The organism is Kribbella sp. NPDC004875 (assembly GCF_042873375.1).
Taxonomy (GTDB): domain Bacteria; phylum Actinomycetota; class Actinomycetes; order Propionibacteriales; family Kribbellaceae; genus Kribbella.
In genome coordinates, this window is sequence record NZ_JBIALI010000003.1 from 736,742 (window position 1) to 753,955 (window position 17,214).

Annotated in this window: 17 protein-coding genes; 4 read left to right on the plus strand and 13 right to left on the minus strand. The window is 69.4% G+C overall.

Annotated features, from left to right (window positions below):
- Positions 1–24 precede the first annotated feature (24 nt).
- Positions 25–1,638, plus strand: coding sequence for a hypothetical protein (locus ACFYRH_RS20710; RefSeq protein WP_387777315.1), 1,614 nt, complete (start codon positions 25–27; stop codon positions 1,636–1,638).
- Here the strand turns inward: ACFYRH_RS20710 and ACFYRH_RS20715 are convergent.
- From ACFYRH_RS20715 to ACFYRH_RS20725, 3 genes are all read right to left on the minus strand, one after another.
- A complete protein-coding gene (locus ACFYRH_RS20715) occupies positions 1,628–2,446 on the minus strand; it encodes an NAD-dependent epimerase/dehydratase family protein (RefSeq protein WP_387777318.1) in 819 nt (272 codons plus the stop codon). The genes ACFYRH_RS20710 and ACFYRH_RS20715 overlap by 11 nt on opposite strands.
- A 101-nt stretch (positions 2,447–2,547) precedes the next feature.
- On the minus strand, positions 2,548–3,516 hold the full coding sequence (locus tag ACFYRH_RS20720; protein WP_387777321.1) for an electron transfer flavoprotein subunit alpha/FixB family protein: 969 nt from the start codon (positions 3,514–3,516) through the stop codon (positions 2,548–2,550).
- Positions 3,517–3,530: 14 nt separating this feature from the next.
- The gene (locus ACFYRH_RS20725; protein ID WP_387777324.1) at positions 3,531–4,313 is read right to left on the minus strand and encodes an electron transfer flavoprotein subunit beta/FixA family protein; all 783 of its coding nucleotides are present in this window, start codon (positions 4,311–4,313) and stop codon (positions 3,531–3,533) included.
- A gap of 151 nt (positions 4,314–4,464) precedes the next feature.
- Here ACFYRH_RS20725 and ACFYRH_RS20730 point away from each other — a divergent pair, with 151 nt between their 5' ends.
- The gene (locus tag ACFYRH_RS20730; protein WP_387777327.1) at positions 4,465–5,199 is read left to right on the plus strand and encodes a class I SAM-dependent methyltransferase; all 735 of its coding nucleotides are present in this window, start codon (positions 4,465–4,467) and stop codon (positions 5,197–5,199) included.
- Here the strand turns inward: ACFYRH_RS20730 and ACFYRH_RS20735 are convergent.
- From ACFYRH_RS20735 to ACFYRH_RS20760, 6 genes are all read right to left on the minus strand, one after another.
- Positions 5,186–5,917 (minus strand): hypothetical protein, encoded by a 732-nt coding sequence (locus ACFYRH_RS20735; protein ID WP_387777330.1) that lies wholly within the window; start codon positions 5,915–5,917, stop codon positions 5,186–5,188. The two genes, ACFYRH_RS20730 and ACFYRH_RS20735, sit on opposite strands and share 14 nt — an antisense overlap.
- A 303-nt stretch (positions 5,918–6,220) precedes the next feature.
- On the minus strand, positions 6,221–7,123 hold the full coding sequence (locus tag ACFYRH_RS20740; protein ID WP_387777333.1) for an acyltransferase: 903 nt from the start codon (positions 7,121–7,123) through the stop codon (positions 6,221–6,223).
- Between the two features lie 9 nt (positions 7,124–7,132).
- Positions 7,133–8,077 (minus strand): class I SAM-dependent methyltransferase, encoded by a 945-nt coding sequence (locus ACFYRH_RS20745; RefSeq protein WP_387777336.1) that lies wholly within the window; start codon positions 8,075–8,077, stop codon positions 7,133–7,135.
- On the minus strand, positions 8,077–8,856 hold the full coding sequence (locus ACFYRH_RS20750; RefSeq protein ID WP_387777339.1) for an enoyl-CoA hydratase/isomerase family protein: 780 nt from the start codon (positions 8,854–8,856) through the stop codon (positions 8,077–8,079). The genes ACFYRH_RS20745 and ACFYRH_RS20750 overlap by 1 nt, the downstream gene beginning before the upstream one ends.
- A gap of 156 nt (positions 8,857–9,012) precedes the next feature.
- Complete coding sequence (locus ACFYRH_RS20755) at positions 9,013–10,056, minus strand: Gfo/Idh/MocA family protein (RefSeq protein ID WP_387777342.1); 1,044 nt, start codon at positions 10,054–10,056, stop codon at positions 9,013–9,015.
- A complete protein-coding gene (locus tag ACFYRH_RS20760) occupies positions 10,053–11,075 on the minus strand; it encodes a Gfo/Idh/MocA family protein (protein WP_387777345.1) in 1,023 nt (340 codons plus the stop codon). The genes ACFYRH_RS20755 and ACFYRH_RS20760 overlap by 4 nt, the downstream gene beginning before the upstream one ends.
- 206 nt (positions 11,076–11,281) lie before the next feature.
- Here ACFYRH_RS20760 and glgX point away from each other — a divergent pair, with 206 nt between their 5' ends.
- Both glgX and ACFYRH_RS20770 read left to right on the plus strand, forming a co-directional pair.
- On the plus strand, positions 11,282–13,309 hold the full coding sequence (gene glgX, locus ACFYRH_RS20765) for a glycogen debranching protein GlgX (protein ID WP_387778316.1): 2,028 nt from the start codon (positions 11,282–11,284) through the stop codon (positions 13,307–13,309).
- A gap of 61 nt (positions 13,310–13,370) precedes the next feature.
- Positions 13,371–14,138, plus strand: coding sequence for an SGNH/GDSL hydrolase family protein (locus ACFYRH_RS20770; RefSeq protein ID WP_387777348.1), 768 nt, complete (start codon positions 13,371–13,373; stop codon positions 14,136–14,138).
- On the opposite strand, the gene ACFYRH_RS20775 is transcribed toward ACFYRH_RS20770, so the two are convergent.
- The 4 genes from ACFYRH_RS20775 to ACFYRH_RS20790 form a co-directional block, all read right to left on the minus strand.
- Positions 14,128–14,580 (minus strand): hypothetical protein, encoded by a 453-nt coding sequence (locus tag ACFYRH_RS20775; RefSeq protein ID WP_387777351.1) that lies wholly within the window; start codon positions 14,578–14,580, stop codon positions 14,128–14,130. The genes ACFYRH_RS20770 and ACFYRH_RS20775 overlap by 11 nt on opposite strands.
- Positions 14,577–15,068, minus strand: a complete 492-nt coding sequence (locus ACFYRH_RS20780) for an RNA polymerase sigma factor (protein WP_387777354.1) — start codon at positions 15,066–15,068, stop codon at positions 14,577–14,579. The genes ACFYRH_RS20775 and ACFYRH_RS20780 overlap by 4 nt, the downstream gene beginning before the upstream one ends.
- Positions 15,065–16,366 (minus strand): alpha/beta fold hydrolase, encoded by a 1,302-nt coding sequence (locus tag ACFYRH_RS20785; RefSeq protein WP_387777358.1) that lies wholly within the window; start codon positions 16,364–16,366, stop codon positions 15,065–15,067. Before ACFYRH_RS20785 ends, ACFYRH_RS20780 begins: the two co-directional genes overlap by 4 nt.
- Positions 16,367–16,445: 79 nt before the next feature.
- Positions 16,446–17,090 (minus strand): PadR family transcriptional regulator, encoded by a 645-nt coding sequence (locus ACFYRH_RS20790; RefSeq protein ID WP_387777361.1) that lies wholly within the window; start codon positions 17,088–17,090, stop codon positions 16,446–16,448.
- Positions 17,091–17,214: the final 124 nt, after the last annotated feature.

A 17,214-nucleotide genomic window follows, 5' to 3' on the forward strand; every position in this document is an offset into this window, starting at 1 on the left:
CGGAGCCGAGGACAGGGCGGGGACATGAGCAACGACTGGTGGGCCGAACGGCAGCAGAACGAGCAGCTCGAGCAACTGCAGAGCGAGATGTCGTACGCGCGCCAGGAGACCTCACGACTGCAGTCCCAGCTGTCCCGGATCCAGGGCGGACTCCAGGACCGCGTCAACCGGCTGTCGACCGCCTTCGACGCCTTCGTCGAGCTGTCCGACCTCCGGTACGAGATGGCCGGCTTCCTCGACGCCGCCGAGCTCCGCCGGTACGCCAGCCGCGTCCTCTCCGCGATGGCTTCCGGTACGGCGCTCCCGCCGGTCGCCGAAGCAGTTCCGCAGTACTGGCTCGGCCCGGCCACGCAGGCGCTGATCGCACTGCACTCGTCCGAGCCGAACGACCAGGCGCTGAGCACCGCGCTCGAACTCGACCAACGTCGTACGTCGACCTACCTCGCGCTGGCGTTGGCGACGCTCGGGCTGCGGCACCAGGTGCGGAGCGAGTGGCTGGACGTGGCGTTCGGCGTACCTGCGGCGGATGGGACGGTGACGCGGACGCAGCGGGTGCTGTGGGCCACGGCGGCGCGGGGCGGGTTCGGCGCGGACGGCCTTGAATTGGTGGTGAAGCGGCTCCAGTCGGTCGCTCCGCCTGCCGATGGCTGGCTGGCGCAGTTGGAGAAGCGCGGCGAGGCTCCGCGCACTACCCGCGCGCCGTTCGACGCCATGAAGGAGCAGGACACCGCGCGGGTCCGGCTGGGCCGGCTGCGCAACGCGGTCGAGACGATCGCCGGCAACACCGCGGCCCGCGAGCCCGACCCGGCACTCGGCTACGAGGAGACGGCGGCCAAGAAGACTGCGGCCAAGGAGGAAGGCGCAGACGCTGCCGGCGCCCGGCGACGGTCGGGGCGAGGGAACGCCGACGCGAAAGCGCGGGCCGAGCGGGACAGTGCGCCCGCCCTGCTGCGGCTGCTGATCTCTGAGGGCAGCGAGCCGGAGCGTGAGCCGCTGGCGCGGGCCGCCGTACTGCGGGCGCAGATCAGCGGGTCGGGCGAGGCCAAGGCTGACGGACTCGAAGACCCGGTCGGCACTGTCGAGAAGCTGCTCGGCGACGACCTGGCGCAGACCGACGACCCGCACCTGCCGGCGGCCGCGCTGCGGGTGATCGCGCCGACAGTGTTGCCTGCCACCGAGGCCCTCGCCGAGGTCGCGGGCCGCCCGAGCCCAGCCCAAGTCACGGTCGCCGGTGAGGCGCGCACGATCACCATCCGCCCGGACGGCCCCGACCAGCTCGAACTCGGGACGGCGATGGCGTCGATCAAGGCCACCGCCGGCGGCATCACCCCGGGCAAGATCGCGGTTCCGGTGGTGCTCGCCGTGGCCGGCGCGCTGGTCGCGGTCGGCCTCGGCTTCGTGCACGGGGCCTGGATCGTGGCCGGTCTCGTGCTGGTCGCCATCGGTGCGTACCGCTACTGGAAGCTGCTCGTCGAAAGCAAGAACGAGAAGATCGCGGCGGAGGATCGAGCGACCCGCCTCAACGAACGCTGCACCGCGGCCGTGGCCGGGCTGGCCGCCTACACGAACGCCACCGGCTCCCGGCAGGCCGGCGTCGCAGCCGACCTCGCCGCGATCCGGGAGCACCTCACCAGCTGACTGGGCCGCGCCACGTGCTGGTGTGGGTCCAGCCGATCACTTCGGCGGCTCGTCGGCAGTCGAAGAGCGATGCGTTGCCTTCGAGCTCGGTGCGGATCGTCGTCTCGGGTGAGTACTCGGCGAGCAGGTCGGCGGTCGGCTCGTGGCGACCGGTGTCCTCAGCGGCGATCACCAGCGCGGCGTACCGATCGTGCGTACGCGGTTGGAGGGACAGCCGACAGGCACGCGCCGGTTCGGCGAGGTCGACGTACCCCCAGAGGTTGCGGCGGTTCTCCTCGGGCGGTGCGTCCGTGATGAATTCGCGGACCTCGTCCGGCGTGAGGATCCAGTGGAACCGCAGAGCAGTGACCTGTACGCCGCGACGCGCGTACATCCGGCCCGCCGTCTCGAGAATGTCCTTGGTCAGCCCGTACGGGTCGACGTACCGCAGCTCGGTGTTCTCGTCGACGGGGACGATCGGCGTACCGATCTCCTCCGGGGACCACGCGGTGCCGTAGATCGACCCGCTGGACGCGATCACCGCAGTGCGGATCCCGAGCTTCCACGCTTCCTCGAGCGCGTTGAACGTCGTGATCGCGTTGAGCTCGAGCAGCCGGACCGGCTCGATGTTCTCGGGGCTCGCGATACCCGCGCAGTGCACGATCGCCTCCGCACCCCGCATCGACCGGGCGACCGCGTCGCGGTCCATCAGATCGACGGGCTCGGGTCCCGCGAGATCCGCCTCGATCACGTCGTGGCCGGCAGCCATCAGCTGCCGGCAGACCTCAGCCCCGAGCTTCCCGCGCGCCCCACTCACCCAGATCCGCATCGGGCAACCCTAGCCACCAGTTCCAGTCACCAGCTCCAGGGAAGGTGAAAGCCCGGCTCGGGAGGGGAACCGAGCCGGGCCGGCATGGGACCGCGTGCGGATCAGGCCTTGCGCTTGGTGACCTCTTCGGTGGCGGTCGGCAGCACCTTGTGCAGGTCGCCGACGACGCCGAAGTCGACCAGCTCGAAGATCGGGGCCTCGGGGTCCTTGTTCACGGCAACGATCGTCTTCGAGGTCTGCATCCCGGCGCGGTGCTGGATCGCACCCGAGATCCCGGCCGCGACGTACAGCTGCGGGGACACGGTCTTGCCGGTCTGGCCGACCTGGTAGGCGTGCGGGTACCAGCCCGAGTCGACCGCGGCGCGGGACGCACCGACCGCGGCACCGAGCGAGTCGGCGAACGCCTCGATCGGGCCGAAGTCACCACCGGTCCCGCGGCCACCGGACACGATGATCGCGGCCTCGGTCAGCTCCGGACGACCGGTCGCCTCACGCGGCTTGGAGTCGGTGATCTTCGCGGTCTTCGCGGCGTCGGAGACCGACACGTCGAACTCCTCCACCTCCGGCGAGGTCTCAGCGGCCTCGGGGGTGGCGGCGTTCGGCTTGACCGTGATGATCGGCGTGCCGTGGGTGACCTTCGACTGCACGGTGAAGTTGCCCGCGAACACCGACTGCGTGGTCACCGGGCCCCCGTCGCCGGCTTGGACGTCGACGGCGTCGGTGATCAGGCCGGAGTCGAGCTTGACCGCGAGACGGGCGGCGATCTCCTTGCCCTCCGCGTTCGACGAGATCAGGATCGCCGCCGGCTCGACCTTCGCCGCGACCTGCTGCAGCGCCTCGGCCTTCGGCGCGACCAGGTACTGCGTGAGGTCGGCGTCGGTCAGCGCGACGACCTTGGTCGCGCCGTACTGCCCGAGCGCCGGCAGCGCGTCCTGCACGCTCCCGCCATCTGCACCGCCGATGAAGACCGCGACCGGCTCGCCGAGCCGGCGCGCGATGGTGAGGAGCTCGGCGGTCGTCTTGCGGACCGCGCCCGCGGTGTGGTCAACGAGAACCAGAACGTTCGACATAGCTCAGCCGCCCCTCAGAGGAACTTGTTCGTGGACAGGAACTCGACAAGTCCGGCGGCACCGCTGCCGTCCTCGTCGGTGACGATCGTGCCGGCGGTCCGCGGCGGACGGGCGGTCACCTCGACCACCTCGGTCCACGCGCTCGACCCGCCCACCTGGTCGGCGGTCAGCTCCAGGTCGGCCAGCGACCAGGTCTCCACCGGCTTCTTCTTCGCGGCCATGATGCCCTTGAACGACGGGTACCGCGGCTCATTGGCCTGGTCGGACACCGACAGCACCAGCGGCAGCGTGCCCTCGATCGTCTCGCTCGCGGTGTCGCCGTCGCGGCGGATCCGGACGGTCTGCCCGTCGACGGTCACCTCCGAGCCCAGCGTCACGGCCGGCAGCCCGAGCCGCTCCGACACCATCGCCGGCACGACACCCATCCCACCGTCGGTCGAGCTCATGCCGAACACGACCAGGTCCGCCTCGAGCTTGGCCAGCGCCTTCGACAGGATCAGCGAGGTGGCCACCGCGTCCGAACCGTGGATCGCGTCGTCGACCACGTGGACGCCGGCGTCGGCCCCCATCTGCAGCCCCTTCTTCACCGCGTCGGAAGCCTGCTCGGGGCCGACGGTGAGAACGGTCACCTCGGCATCACCGGCCTCCTTCACGGTCAGCGCGGTCTCGACGGCGTACTCGTCCAGCTCGGACAGCAGCCCGTCGACACCGGCCCGGTCCACCGTGTTGTCCTCCGAACGGAAGCGGCGGTCCGCGGTGGCATCCGGCACGAATTTCGCGCAGACGACGATCTTCATAGCGTGTGGGACCCCTTCTGGTTAACGGTCTCTCCAAGCCTGCCACGGATGTTACTCGCGAGAAACATAACTCCGGTGCGAGTCCTATCACAGTCCGCCCGGCACCCTCTCGGGCACGGTCAGGCACGCGGACGGCACTAGTCTGACCCAGGTGACCGAGACGTTACCGCTCACCGGCGAGAGAACAGCGCCCGGGATCTGGCACGAGAACTATTGGTTCGCGCGCCACGACGCCGCCTACCGCTGGATCACGGCCACTCTGCCGATCCACCGGACCGGCCGGATCCTCGACGCCGGCTGCGGCGAGGGGTACGGCGCGGAGCAGCTCCGCCGGGCGGGGACGGGCCGCGTGACCGGTCTCGACTACGAAGATACGACGTTGCGGCACGTCCGCCGGGTTTATCCACAGCTCGAGGTCGTGCGCGGCAATCTGGTCCAGACGCCCTTCACCGACGACGCGTTCGCGGTCGTCACGTCACTGCAGACGATCGAGCACCTCTGGGAACAACCGCGCTTCGTCGCCGAATGCGCCCGCATCCTCGCCCCGGGCGGAACGCTGGTCCTGAGTACGCCGAACCGCCTGACGTTCCCGAGCGGGAACTGGTACCACACCCGCGAACTGACGGCCGCCGAGTTCGCCGAGCTGCTCGAGCCGCACTTCGAGATCACGCAGGCGCTCGGACTCCATCACGGCGTCCGGCTGACGGCCTGGGAGGACGAGTTCGGGTCGTGCGTGGATGCGCAGCTCGGCGCCGAGCACGACCAGTGGGACGAGAACCTGGCCGCGCTGGTGCGAATGACGACGTACGAGGACTTCGAGATCCGCCCAGGAGACCTGGACGGATCTCTCGACCTGATCCTGGTCGGGACCCCTACGGGCGGATGATCTTCTCGACGATCTTGCCGGCGATCAGGTAGACCAGCGCGGCGATCCCCCAGTTCACCAGCAGGGTGTTCTTCGCGGTCTGCAGCCGGAACAGGTCCTTGAACGGGCCCACCAGGTCGTGCCCGCGCTCCAGGATCCAGCGCACGATCTCGTTGCTCTGGTTGGTCTGGTCGAGCGCCGTGAACAGCGCGCCGAGCGCCAGTACGGCGGCCGCGAGCACCGCGACCAGCCAGATCAGCGAAGCGATCAGGTTGCGCAGCTTGCGGACACCGGAGCCGACCGAGCTCAGCGCCTGCTTGCCCTTGCCGGACGAGCCCGGCGCGCCGCCCCTGGCCGTCGGCGGTTTGTTGCCCGAGGCACCGGACGTACCACCGGCCTTGGCGACCGGCTTGCCCGCCGTCCCGGTGGTGGCCGCCGGACTGTTGCCGGTGGCATTCTTACCGGCCGCGGCGTCCTTGTGCGCGGCGTCCGTCTTCGGTGTTGCGGCATCCTCCGAGCCGGCCGCACCCGACGCCGGCTCCGCGGCCGCCTGTTCCCTGGCCCGCTGCTCCGCCACGATCTCCGCCGCGGTCTTCGGCCGGGCGGCCTTCGTCGCGGTCCCCGTACCCGTCGTACTCGAAGCCGCCGTACCCGAAGCCGCGCCGGTGCTGGCGGCGTCCGGTGTCGCGCCGGCCTTCGCGGCTTCGGCGGCCGTCGCCTTGTCGTCCTGCGTACCCACGTGGTCCATCTCCTCAGCCGGGGTCCGTTCGTCGTCCGTGGCCACCACGGTCGCCCGCTCCGGTTCGGCCGGCGGTCTCCTACGCCGGCTGACCGGGACCGGGCGTGGCGACAAGCGGCGGCGGGCGCCCGCTACCGGTGCCGCTGCCGTACTGCCGTCTGCTGCTTCTGTGCCTGGCTCTGTATCTGCTTCTGGGTCAGGGTTCATGCTTCGCTTCACGCCCATGTCTGGTTCGTTCGTTTCAAGCACTGGTTCCAACGTAGCGCCGCCGGGTGCCGCGGGCGTCCGGGCCGGTCGGCCACGCTACTGCTCCTCTCCGACTCGCATCGGGTCGTGGGCGTCCGACCTGACGTGGGGGCCATAGTGCCCGACTGGTGAGTAACTTGAGAACCCCTCAGGGCTCTCTTTTTCACCATCTGCTTCTACCTCATCACCAGCCGCATCCCCCGACGCGACGCTCCGAGGCGCCGAAGGTGCCGAAGAAACCGCGTCCGAACCCTCGGTTTCCGCCGGCTCGGGGGCCGGAACGGCACCGGAGTGCAGGAGGTCGGTGGCGCGGTCGTTGGCCGCGGCCAGGCCAGCCAGGTACTTGCGGCGTTCGGCCGTCGCGGCGTAGCGGGCGGTGCGATCCGCGACCACGACCGCGGGTACGCCGGCGGCCACGGCGTACGCCGGAATGTTGCCCCGGGCAACGCTGTTGGCGCCGATCACCGCACCTCGGCCGATGTCGGCACCGCGAGTGACGGTGACCTTGGTGGCCAGCCAGCAGTCCGGGCCGATCCGGACCGGCGACTTCACCAGCCCCTGGTCCTTGATCGGCAGGTCGAGGTCCTCGGTCTTGTGGTCGAAGTCGCAGATGTAGGTCCAGTCCGCGATCAGCGTCGACGCACCGATCTCCACGTCCAGGTAGCAGTTCACCGTGACGTCGCGGGCGAACACCACCTTGTCACCGATCCGCAGCGTGCCTTCGTGCGCGCGTAGCCGGGTCTCGTCACCGAGGTGCACCCACTTGCCGAGCACGATCCGGCCGTGACCGGGGCGCGCCACGATCTCCAGGTGCTTGCCGAGGAACACGAATCCCTCGGTGATCACGGTCGGGTGGCGCAGCTTGAACCAGGCGAACCGCCAGTAGCGCTTCAGGTAGTACGGCGTCCACGCCCGATGGCGCACCACCCAGCGCAGATTCGCCACGGACAGCAACCGCATCAGCACACCTTACTGCGCGACACCCGTGATCGAGACGTTGTAGTAGAGCTCATCAGGGACGACGGCCGACAGCGCCTTGTCCACCTTGGACAGCTGCAGCCACGACTTGTACGCGAACATCCGCCACCCGAACCCGAGCTTCTGCTCCGGTACGGCGGCCTCGAACGTCCGGATCGGCCAGCCGACCCACGCCGCCAGCAACTCCTCCGTGACGGTTCGTACGTCGGTCGCGCCCGCCCGCGACGCCATCCGCGCCAGCGTGTCCGGGTCGAACGTGTGCAGGTCGACGACCGCTTCCAGCGCGGCCGCCCGGGACGACTCGTCCAGCTCCTCCTGCGGTCGCCGCCAGTGCGCCAGCGCCGGGAGCTTGGTCACGTTGGTGGTCGCCCACCAGGTGAACCGGGACAGTCGCCGGGCCACGAAGTCGCCGTACCGCGTGGGTTCGCCGCAGATCACGAAGCGGCCACCGGGCTTGAGGACGCGGAGCATCTCGCGGAACGCCAGCTCGACGTCCGGGATGTGGTGAATCACCGCGTGCCCGATGACGAGGTCGAAGGTGTCGTCGTCGTACGGCAGCTTCTCGGCGTCGGCGACCTTGCCCTCGATCGCGAACCCCAGCGTCTTCGCGTTCTTCTTCGCGGCCTCGACCATGCCCGGCGAGAGGTCGGTGACGTGCGCCTCGTCGAGGACGCCGGCCAGCTTGAGGTTCAGCGTGAAGAAGCCGGTGCCGGCACCGATCTCGAGGGTCTTGCCGTACGGCCAGCCGCGCGATCCGGCGACCGCGGTGAAGCGGTCGCGGGCGTAGTCGACGCAGCGTTCGTCGTACGAGATCGACCACTTCTCGTCGTAGGTCGACGCTTCCCAGTCGTGGTACAGCACCTGGGCGAGCTTGTTGTCGTTCCAGGCCGCCTCGACCTCTTCGGCGGTCGCGGCCGGCTTCTCGGTTGCAGACATCAGATTCCCTTGAACTCGGCTTTTCCGGGGCCGTTCTCGACGAAGGACTTCATCCCGATCGTGCGGTCCTCGGTGGCGAACAGTGCGGCGAACTGGGCGCGCTCGATCTCCAGCCCGGTGGCCAGGTCGACGCCGAGTCCGGAGTCGATCGCCTCCTTGGCCGCGCGCAGTGCCATCGCGGCACCCTTGGCGAACTGCGAGGCCCAGGCGACGGCGGCGTCGTACACCTCGGCGGCCGGGACCACCTTGTCGACGAGACCGATCCGGAGCGATTCCTCGGCCTCGACGAAGCGGCCGCTGTAGATCAGGTCCTTGGCCTTGGACGGGCCGACCAGGCGGGACAGCCGCTGGGTGCCGCCGGCGCCCGGGATGATGCCGAGCAGGATCTCCGGCTGACCGAGCTTGGCGTCGTCGGCGGCGATCCGGTAGTCGGCGCAGAGCGCGAGCTCGCAGCCGCCACCGAGCGCGTACCCGGTGATCGCGGCGACGGTCGGCTTCGGGATCGCGGCGACCGCGGACAGCGAGGACTGCAGCGGGCCAGAGCGCTTGGCCATGTCGGCGTACGACATGTCCGCCATCTCCTTGATGTCCGCGCCGGCCGCGAACACCCGCTCGCCGCCGTAGATCACCACCGCGCGGACGTCGTCGTTCGCGGTCGCCTCGAGGGCGGCGGCCCGGATCTCCTCCTGGACCTGCACGTTGAGCGCGTTCATCTTCGGCCGGTCCAGCCGGATCGTGCCGACCCCGTCGCTCACGGTCAGGTTGACGAACTCACCCATCACGCCGCTCCTTCTGCTACCCACGGGTCACAACCCTGGGAACGGTACCGGATGCGGACGTCCACCACTCACCAAACCCGGCGCAACCCGTCCGGACGGCCGCCGCTGAGCGTGCGCGACGGCCGTCCGGAGAGGTTGGGGAGAGGTTGGTGAGTGCTACACGTCCACTGCCTGGCCCGAGGCCGCGGAGCGGCGGGCGGCGTCGACGATCTTCAGGGTGCGGAGGCCGACGGCTCCGTCGGGTTGCGGTACGACGGCCGGCGGCTGACCGGCCTGTGCCGGGCCCGACGTGCGGACCGCGTCCAGGAACGTGTCGAGCATCGACGCGTCCAGGTTGCCGCCGATCGGCAGGAAGACCTCGCCGGAGGCATCAGTGCCACCGACGTGCGGCAGGAACGGCTCGATCTCCACCGACCCGTTCGTGCCGGTCACCTGCAGCGACACGCCGCCCCACGTCGGACCGTTGTCCGGAACGCTCCAGGAGCAGTCGATCGTTGCCATCAGCCCGTTGTCGTACGCGATGGTGACCAGTCCGCCGGTCTCGACCTCGACGTTCTTGTCCTGATGCAGGATCCGGTTCGACGCGGCGTACACGCGCGTGGCGGACGCGCCGCCGGTCAGGCCGTCGATCAGGTCCGCGCAGTGCACGGTGTGGTCGACCAGCGCTCCCCCACCGGCCAGCTTCGCGTCGGTGAACCACTGGCGCGCGTCGTACGGGATCTTCCCGTTGTTCGTGCCGAGGATCGCGAACACCTCGCCGAGACGACCCGCCTCGACATTCGCCCGCAGCTGCGCGTACGACGGCGCGAACCGCACCGGGTACGCGATCATCAGGATCGTCCCGGCCGCCTCGCACGCGGCGAGCATCGCCTCGCCGTCGGCGACCTCGGTGGCCAGCGGCTTCTCGCACAACACGTGCGCACCGACAGCAGCCGCCCGCTCGACGAGCTCGCGGTGCCCCGCGTTCTCCGAGGTCACGATGACCGCGTCGGGCCCCCAGGCGAACAGTTCGTCGTACGTATCGACGTACGGGACACCGAAGCGCTCCGCGAGCTCGGCGCCGCGCGGGTGGGCCTCCGGCGCCGACGCACCGTCAGGATCCGCTGCCAGGACCTCGATCTCCGGCATCGACGCGAGCAGGTGGGCGTACGACCCGGCGTGGACGTGCGCGAACGAGGCGAGTGCAACCTTGAGCGTCATGCCACTGCTCCCGTCGAGACGAAGGTCTTCATGTCGATCGGCTGACCGGACTCCATCGACGCGCGCGCCGCCTCGGCCAGGTACACCGCGGCTGCGCCGTCCGACGCCAGCACCCGCGGCTCCGGTCCGCCGCGCAGACCGATCGCGAGCTCACGCAGCTGCGCCAGGTACGGGCTCTCACCCAGCGACGACTCCGGGATCAGCAGGTCACCGGCGGCCGCACCGTTCTGCAGCTCCTCCTTGTAACCGCTGCCGCTGTCGGACGTGAACTTGAGTACGCCGCTCGACCCCGCCACCGAGAAGCCGGTCTGGAACGTCGTACCGGTCGCACCCCAGGTCGCGCGACAGTGGCTGATCGCGCCGCTCTCGTGGGTGAGCGTGACATGCGCAGCCACGTTGACCGGGCTGACGCCGTCGACGGTCGGCGGGTTCTGGGCGGCGTACACCGTGGTGACCTCGCCGCACAGCCACCTGGCCTGGTCGAGGTCATGAACCATCAGGTCCATGATCACGCCACCGGAGCGGGCCACGTCCCGGTACCAGCCCGCGCCGGCCGGCGACGAGGCCTGACGGTAGAACCGCGCGACCGCCACGTCCCCGACCCGCCCGGCCTGGATGGCGTCGTAGGCCGCCTTGTACGCCGGGAAGTACCGCACCACGTGGGCCGGGTACAGCCGCACGCCGGCCGCGGCCGCGGCATCGATCACCTCGTGCGAGTCGGCCGCCGTCAGCGTCAGCGGCTTCTCGCAGATCACGTTCTTGCCGGCCTTGATCGCGGCCAGCGTGATGTCCTTGTGGGTCGCCGACGGCGTGACGATGTCGACGAACTCGACCTCGGCCAGCAGCGCGTCCAGCGACGGCGCGACCTCCAGTCCGTACTGTTCCGACAGCTCCTGCGCACCCTCGAGCGAGTACACCAGGATGCGGGCACCGAGGGCCTTCCACGACTGGGCGTGGATGCGGGCGATGTTGCCCGCGCCGATCAGACCTACGGTCAGACCGGCCAGCTCTTCCGACATGTGTCCCCCATGACCAGGGATGGGTAAATTATGAACGATCCTTGCCTATCATTGCGCACAGGCGTTCACAACTACCGTCTCACGAACACAACCACCTCACTATCGTGAACTCCGGCCGACCTGTGCAGAATGTGCCGGTGAAAGAAGCGACCGCCGCCCCGAGCGCTCCCGGCCCGTCCGGCGCGACAGGCCCGCGTCCGGGCGCAGTGGCCCAGACCGATGGGACCACTTTCACGCTCTGGGCCCCGGCCGCCGAGCGGGTCGAGCTCGCGCTGATCGCCGACGACGGCAGCCAGCGGAACCTGGACCTCAGCCACACCGGCGAGTTCTGGACCGGGTTCGTCCCGGGCGTGACGGCCGGCCAGCGGTACGGGTACCGCGTGCACGGCCCGTTCGACCCGTCACACGGCTTGCGCTTCAACCCGTCGAAGCTGGTGCTCGACCCGTACGCGCGCGCCGTCGACGGCGCGCTCGACTTCGGCAGTCCGGCGATCTACGACTCCTCCGACGCCGACTCCGCGGGCCACGTCCCGGTCGGCGTGGTGGTCGCGGAGTCCGAGCCGCCGCCCCCGATCAGCAGGCCGGTGCACTGGGGCGAGACGGTCGTCTACGAGCTGCACACGAAGGGGTTCACGAAGCTGCACCCCGACGTACCCGAGCACCAACGCGGGACGTACGCCGGGCTCGCGCATCCGTCGGTGATCAGGTATCTGACCGAGCTCGGCGTCACTTCGGTCGAACTGTTGCCGATCCACGAGTTCCTCACCGAGCCGTCGATCGCGGCGCGCGGCCTGCCGAACTACTGGGGCTACAACACGCTCGGGTTCTTCGCGCCGCACTCGGCGTACTCCTCGTCGGGTTCGCGCGGTGAGCAGGTGGCCGAGTTCAAGGCGATGGTCGCCGCGTTCCATGCCGCGGGCATCGAGGTGATCCTCGACGTGGTCTACAACCACACCGCCGAGGGCGGGTTCGACGGCCCGACGCTGAGCTTCCGCGGTATCGACAACCGCGCGTACTACCGGCTCGCTCACGGCGCCTCGATGTACGACGTGACGGGGACCGGCAACTCGGTCGACACCTCACACCCGCAGGTACGCCGGCTCGTGATGGACTCACTGCGCTACTGGGTCGAGGAGATGGGCGTCGACGGGTTCCGGTTCGACCTGGCCGTCACGTTGGTACGCAACGAGCGGCACGAGGTCGACATCCCCGGTCATCCGTTCCTCGCCGAGGTCGCGGCCGACCCGGTGCTCGGCCGGGTGAAGCTGATCGCGGAGCCGTGGGACGTCGGCCCGTTCGGCTACCAGGTAGGCAACTTCGGACCGCCGTGGTCGGAGTGGAACGGCAAGTTCCGCGACAGCGTGCGGGACATCTGGCGAAACATGTCCGACGGCGTCAAGGACCTCGCCTACCGCCTGTCCGGATCGAGTGACCTGTACGGCGACGACGGGCGCTACCCGTACGCGTCGATCAACTTCGTCACCGCACACGACGGGTTCACCCTGCGCGATCTGGTCAGTTACGACCACAAACACAACGAGGCGAACCACGAGGACAACCGGGACGGCACCGACGACAACCGGTCCTGGAACTGCGGCGCCGAAGGTGAGACCGACGATGCCGGTGTCATCGCGTTGCGCAGACGTCAGATGGCGAACTTGATGTCGACGCTGATCCTGTCGACCGGCGTGCCGATGATTACCGCCGGGGACGAGTGCGGGCGAACGCAGCACGGCAACAACAACGCGTACTGCCAGGACAACGAGATCTCCTGGTTCGACTGGTCGTTGCCGGCCGTCTGGTCCGAGCATCTGGGCCTGACCAAGAAGCTGCTGGCGCTGCGGGCCGCACACCCGGCGCTACGGCAGTGGCACTACTTTTCCGGGCAGCCTGTCGTTCCCGGCGGCCGCAAGGACCTGTCCTGGATCGCACCGCACGGTGGGGAGATGACTGACGCGGATTGGTTCGACGGGAACCTGCGGACGATCGGGATGTTCCTGCACGGTGGCACGTTGCGGGCCACCGACGAGGAAGGCAACGCGCTGACCGACAGCTCGTTCCTGCTCGCGCTCAACGCCACGCCGGAGACGCGGAACGTCGTCGTACCGGATGCTTCGTGGGCACCGGCGTACGAAGTCGTGCTGGACACCAGCAACAGCATGGTGACCGAGGTGGAGGCCGGTGCGACCGTGCCGCTCGCACCGCGCTGCCTGGTGCTGCTGCGCGCGCTCTGAGGTCGTTAACCTTTCGCCTGTACATTCGGCGGTCACCTTCTGTTCATTTCCGGGGGGACCGATGTTTCTGCTGCAGCGTGGGCGTGAACGGACCACACCGATCGGTGCGCTGCACCGCGCGATCATGCGCTGGGGCGAAGCCGAGCGGACCAGCTCCCGGCTGGCGATCCAGCGCTGGGTCGACGGCGTCGCGTACGTCGACGTCCAGGCGCGCACGTACGCCGACTATTGGACCCGTCAGAACTCGGATGCCCTCACCGCCGACGGACCGCTCTGGGTCGTCCTCGGCGACTCGACCGCACAAGGTCTGGGGGCATCGTCCCCTCTTCACGGGTACGTCGGCCAGGTGCTGAACGCACTGCGCCGAAAGGGCACGCCCTGGCGAGTACTGAACCTGTCCCGGTCCGGTGCGCAGACGCGGCACGTGCTGGAGGACCAGCTCCCTCTACTCGACGGTCTGACCCCGGCGCTGGTCACCTGCGGCATCGGCAACAACGACATCCTCGCCACGCCACCGAAGCGTTTCCGCGGCCACCTCAGTGAGGTGATCGGTCGGCTCCCCTCCTCCTCGGTCGTCATGGACCTGACCGTTCCGGACCGTCTCTGGCGAGTCGGCGGTGCCGTCAGCCCGTACGTGTCCAGCATCAACCAGATGATCAGCAACACCGCCGCAGCCCGTGGACTGCCGGTCGCCGAGGTCTCGCGGTACGCGCGTCCGCCATGGCGCGGCATGCTCGCGCCGGACGCGTTCCACCCCAACAACCTCGGCTACCGGCGCCACGCGGACGCTCTGCTCGCCGCAATGCCGAGCGGCGTACTCACGGCCTGAGTAGACCCTCGACGCGGTCCAGTGTCTTCATGCTCTCCCGCCGGACTCCGATCGGCACGATCGCGGCCCGGCCCAGTACGCGGATACCGCCGGTGAGAGCGACACGTGTGCCCCCACCCGGTTCCGCAGCCACCGCCATCCCGATGATCAGGAAGCGGCTCTGCAGCCAGCACCAGCCCGGTCGGAACTGACCGGTCAGTCGCGCGCGTTGTCCGCGCTTTCCCTTCGCCAGCACGACGACACGGTCGCCGTCGCGTTCCAGCACAGTCGCCGAGACGAAGTCCGCCTGGACCTCGGCGAAGACCTCGAAGTCCGCCAGCATCGCCTTCACCCGATCGGGTTCGGCACGCAGCACCCGCTCGGTGACCGCAGCGCCCGGCACGCCCGCCGCGAGAGCACGGAACCGCTCGACATCCGTCAGCTCGGTCTGTGGCCAGTTCATGATCTCCACGCCTTCCGGAAGCTCGCCCGGGCCCGGTGCAGCCGCGACTTCGCCGTACCCGCCGGGACGTCGAGCACCGCGGCTGCCGCTTGTTCGTCCATTCCCTCGAGATCCCGCAGCACCAGCACCGCGCGGTGCTCCGGCGAGAGCCGCCGGAGCACGTCCTGTACGTCGACCGCGAGCTGCGGGTCGTCCGCGGCCGGAAGCTCCGCGAGCTCGGCCGGCTGCTGCCGCTGCCCACGGCGCGCGACCCGAACCGCCTCGCGGACGGCGATCGCACGCGCCCAGCCGAACACCGCCGCCGGGTTCTCGAGACCACGCAGTCCACGGAAGATCGCGATCAGCGCCTCCTGCGCCGCATCGGGCCCGTCGGCCAGCGCGATCGGCCCGCAGATCTTCCCGACGTACGGCGTGAGCTCGTCGAGCAGCTCGTTCATCGCGACGGTGTCACCGTGCTGGGCCGCCCGGACCAGGTGTTCCTCGATCATCCGAGGAAGGCCGCCACGAGGGGGGTCGCCTGGTCCGCGCAGTCGACGGTGAGCGCGTGCCCGCAGCCGGGCAGTACGTGCACGGTTGCGTTGGGCAACAACTTCCCGAAACGCGCGGCCTGGGCGACCGGTAGCACGGTGTCGTGATCACCCCAGAGCACGAGCGCGGGTTGGCGGGTCAAAGGGAGGGCCTTCTCGGTCGCGCTCCAGTCGAGGCCACGTTCCAGCGCGTACATGGACCGCACGTTGTCACGATACGTGCCGGGGATCCACATCGCGTCGACGAGCTGCGGCGTGACCAGGTCCTGATGCACGAACAGGCCACGAACCGCGACGTCGACCATGCCGCGATTCGTGGCGAGTTTGGCGAAGGCCTCCCCGATGAGTGGTTGTTTGAGGATCTCCCAGCTCCACACGTCCCGCCCGTCCAGACCGGACGGAGCGAGCAGCACGAGCTTGCTGACCCGTTCCGGGTGCCGCTGCGCGTAGGCGAGGCCCCAGCCGCCGCTCCAGGAGTTGCCGCCGAGCGCGACGGTCCGGAGGTGCACGGCGTCGAGGAACTGGCCGAGGGCATCGGTCATGCCGTTCAGGTCGAAGGTGAAGCGCTCGTCGTGCAGACGGGTCTCACCTTGGCCCGGCAGGTCGACGACATAGACAGTGTGGTTTTGCGCGAGCGCCGTGAACTCGGTGTTCCAGGCCGAGGCTGGGGCGGCGCCTGGTGACAGGAGCACGACTGGTGAACCGGTGCCGCGTTGCAGGTAGTGCACCCGCGCCAGTGGAGTGTCGACGTACCTGTCGTCGGCTGTGGCGGCGGGGCTGGCGTGCTCGGTCGGCTGGTAGACGTAGGCGATCAGCGAGAGGGCGACAACACCTACTACTGGCGCCGTGACCAGGCTGACTTTCAGCCAGCGTGCTCGCAGCATCCTGAGGTCTGTAACGCAGAGAGCGATGCAGGCCGGTGTGTAGAGGAACAGGTTGAGCCAGTAGAACGCAGTACCGGTGTCGGTGAAGGCCCAGGCCAGGCCGAGTGCTGCCCTGGCGGCCAGGCCCGCTGCGAGGCCGGCTACGACGACTCTGGCGAGAGCGGATCGATCGGACCGGAGTACTGCGAACGCGAGCAGCAGATGTAGCGCTGCCAGCGCTAGAACCACTTGGGGAGCGAACGACACGTCCCAGCCGAGGACGGCTCGGGAGAGCGATCGCTCGGTGGACGCGGGCCAGACCGCGCCCGTCGCCCAGTAGATGTGCACTGCCGCGAGCAGGACGTGCGCGCCTGCGGCGATCCTTCGAGACCCCATCCCGACCCCTCCTCAGATGTGTTGGACATCTGCGAAGAGGAGTCGTTCGGTCGAGACGTTCCGCAGCGTGACGCAGGTCTCAGGCTTCGGGCACCTGCGGGGTCTCGGGGGTGACCGGCGCGTCCGCGAGCAGCAGGTAGAGCGAGCGGCGAGCCTCGGCCAGGATCTTCGCGGCTGCGGCGCGCTGCTCCTCGGAGCCGCTGCGTGCGACCTGCCGAGTGGCCGCGTGCAACTCCTCGAGCAGTCCGCGCAGGTCGGCACCGGGCTGAGCGGCCGCGAACCCGGCGAACGGGTCGAGCGACGTCTCACGGCGCCCTTCGACGTACTCGCGACCGGTGTCGGTGAGCGTGACGAGCTTGCGGCCGGCCTCCGCGGTCACGGTGACCAGGCCCTCGTCCTCGAGCTGGTTGATGGTCGGGTAGATCGCGCCGGGGCTGGGGGTCCAGCGCCCGCCGCTGCGGTCGGCGATGGCCTGCATCAGCTGGTAGCCGTGCATCGGCTCCTCGGCGAGCAGCATCAGGACGGCCGTGCGGACATCACCGCGGGGTGCCCGGCCGCGGCCTCCGCCGCGCCCTGCTCCCCGGCCACCGCGGCCACGCGGACCGCCGTGCATCGGCATGCCTTCTCCCATCCGCGGTCCACCGCGACGGGGGTGATGGTGACCGCCTCGGCGGCCTCGGAGTTCGTTCGGGGTGTTCATGGTTTCCTCCTCGATATTCTTCATAACACTAACGATATATCGCTACTGTCACTAACGCAAGTCTTCCGCTGAAACCTGGTGCTGGGTCGCGCCCGACGTCCGTCCGTTCCCGGTCTGACGAGGTTGGGCTTTACCTTGCCCCTGGGGC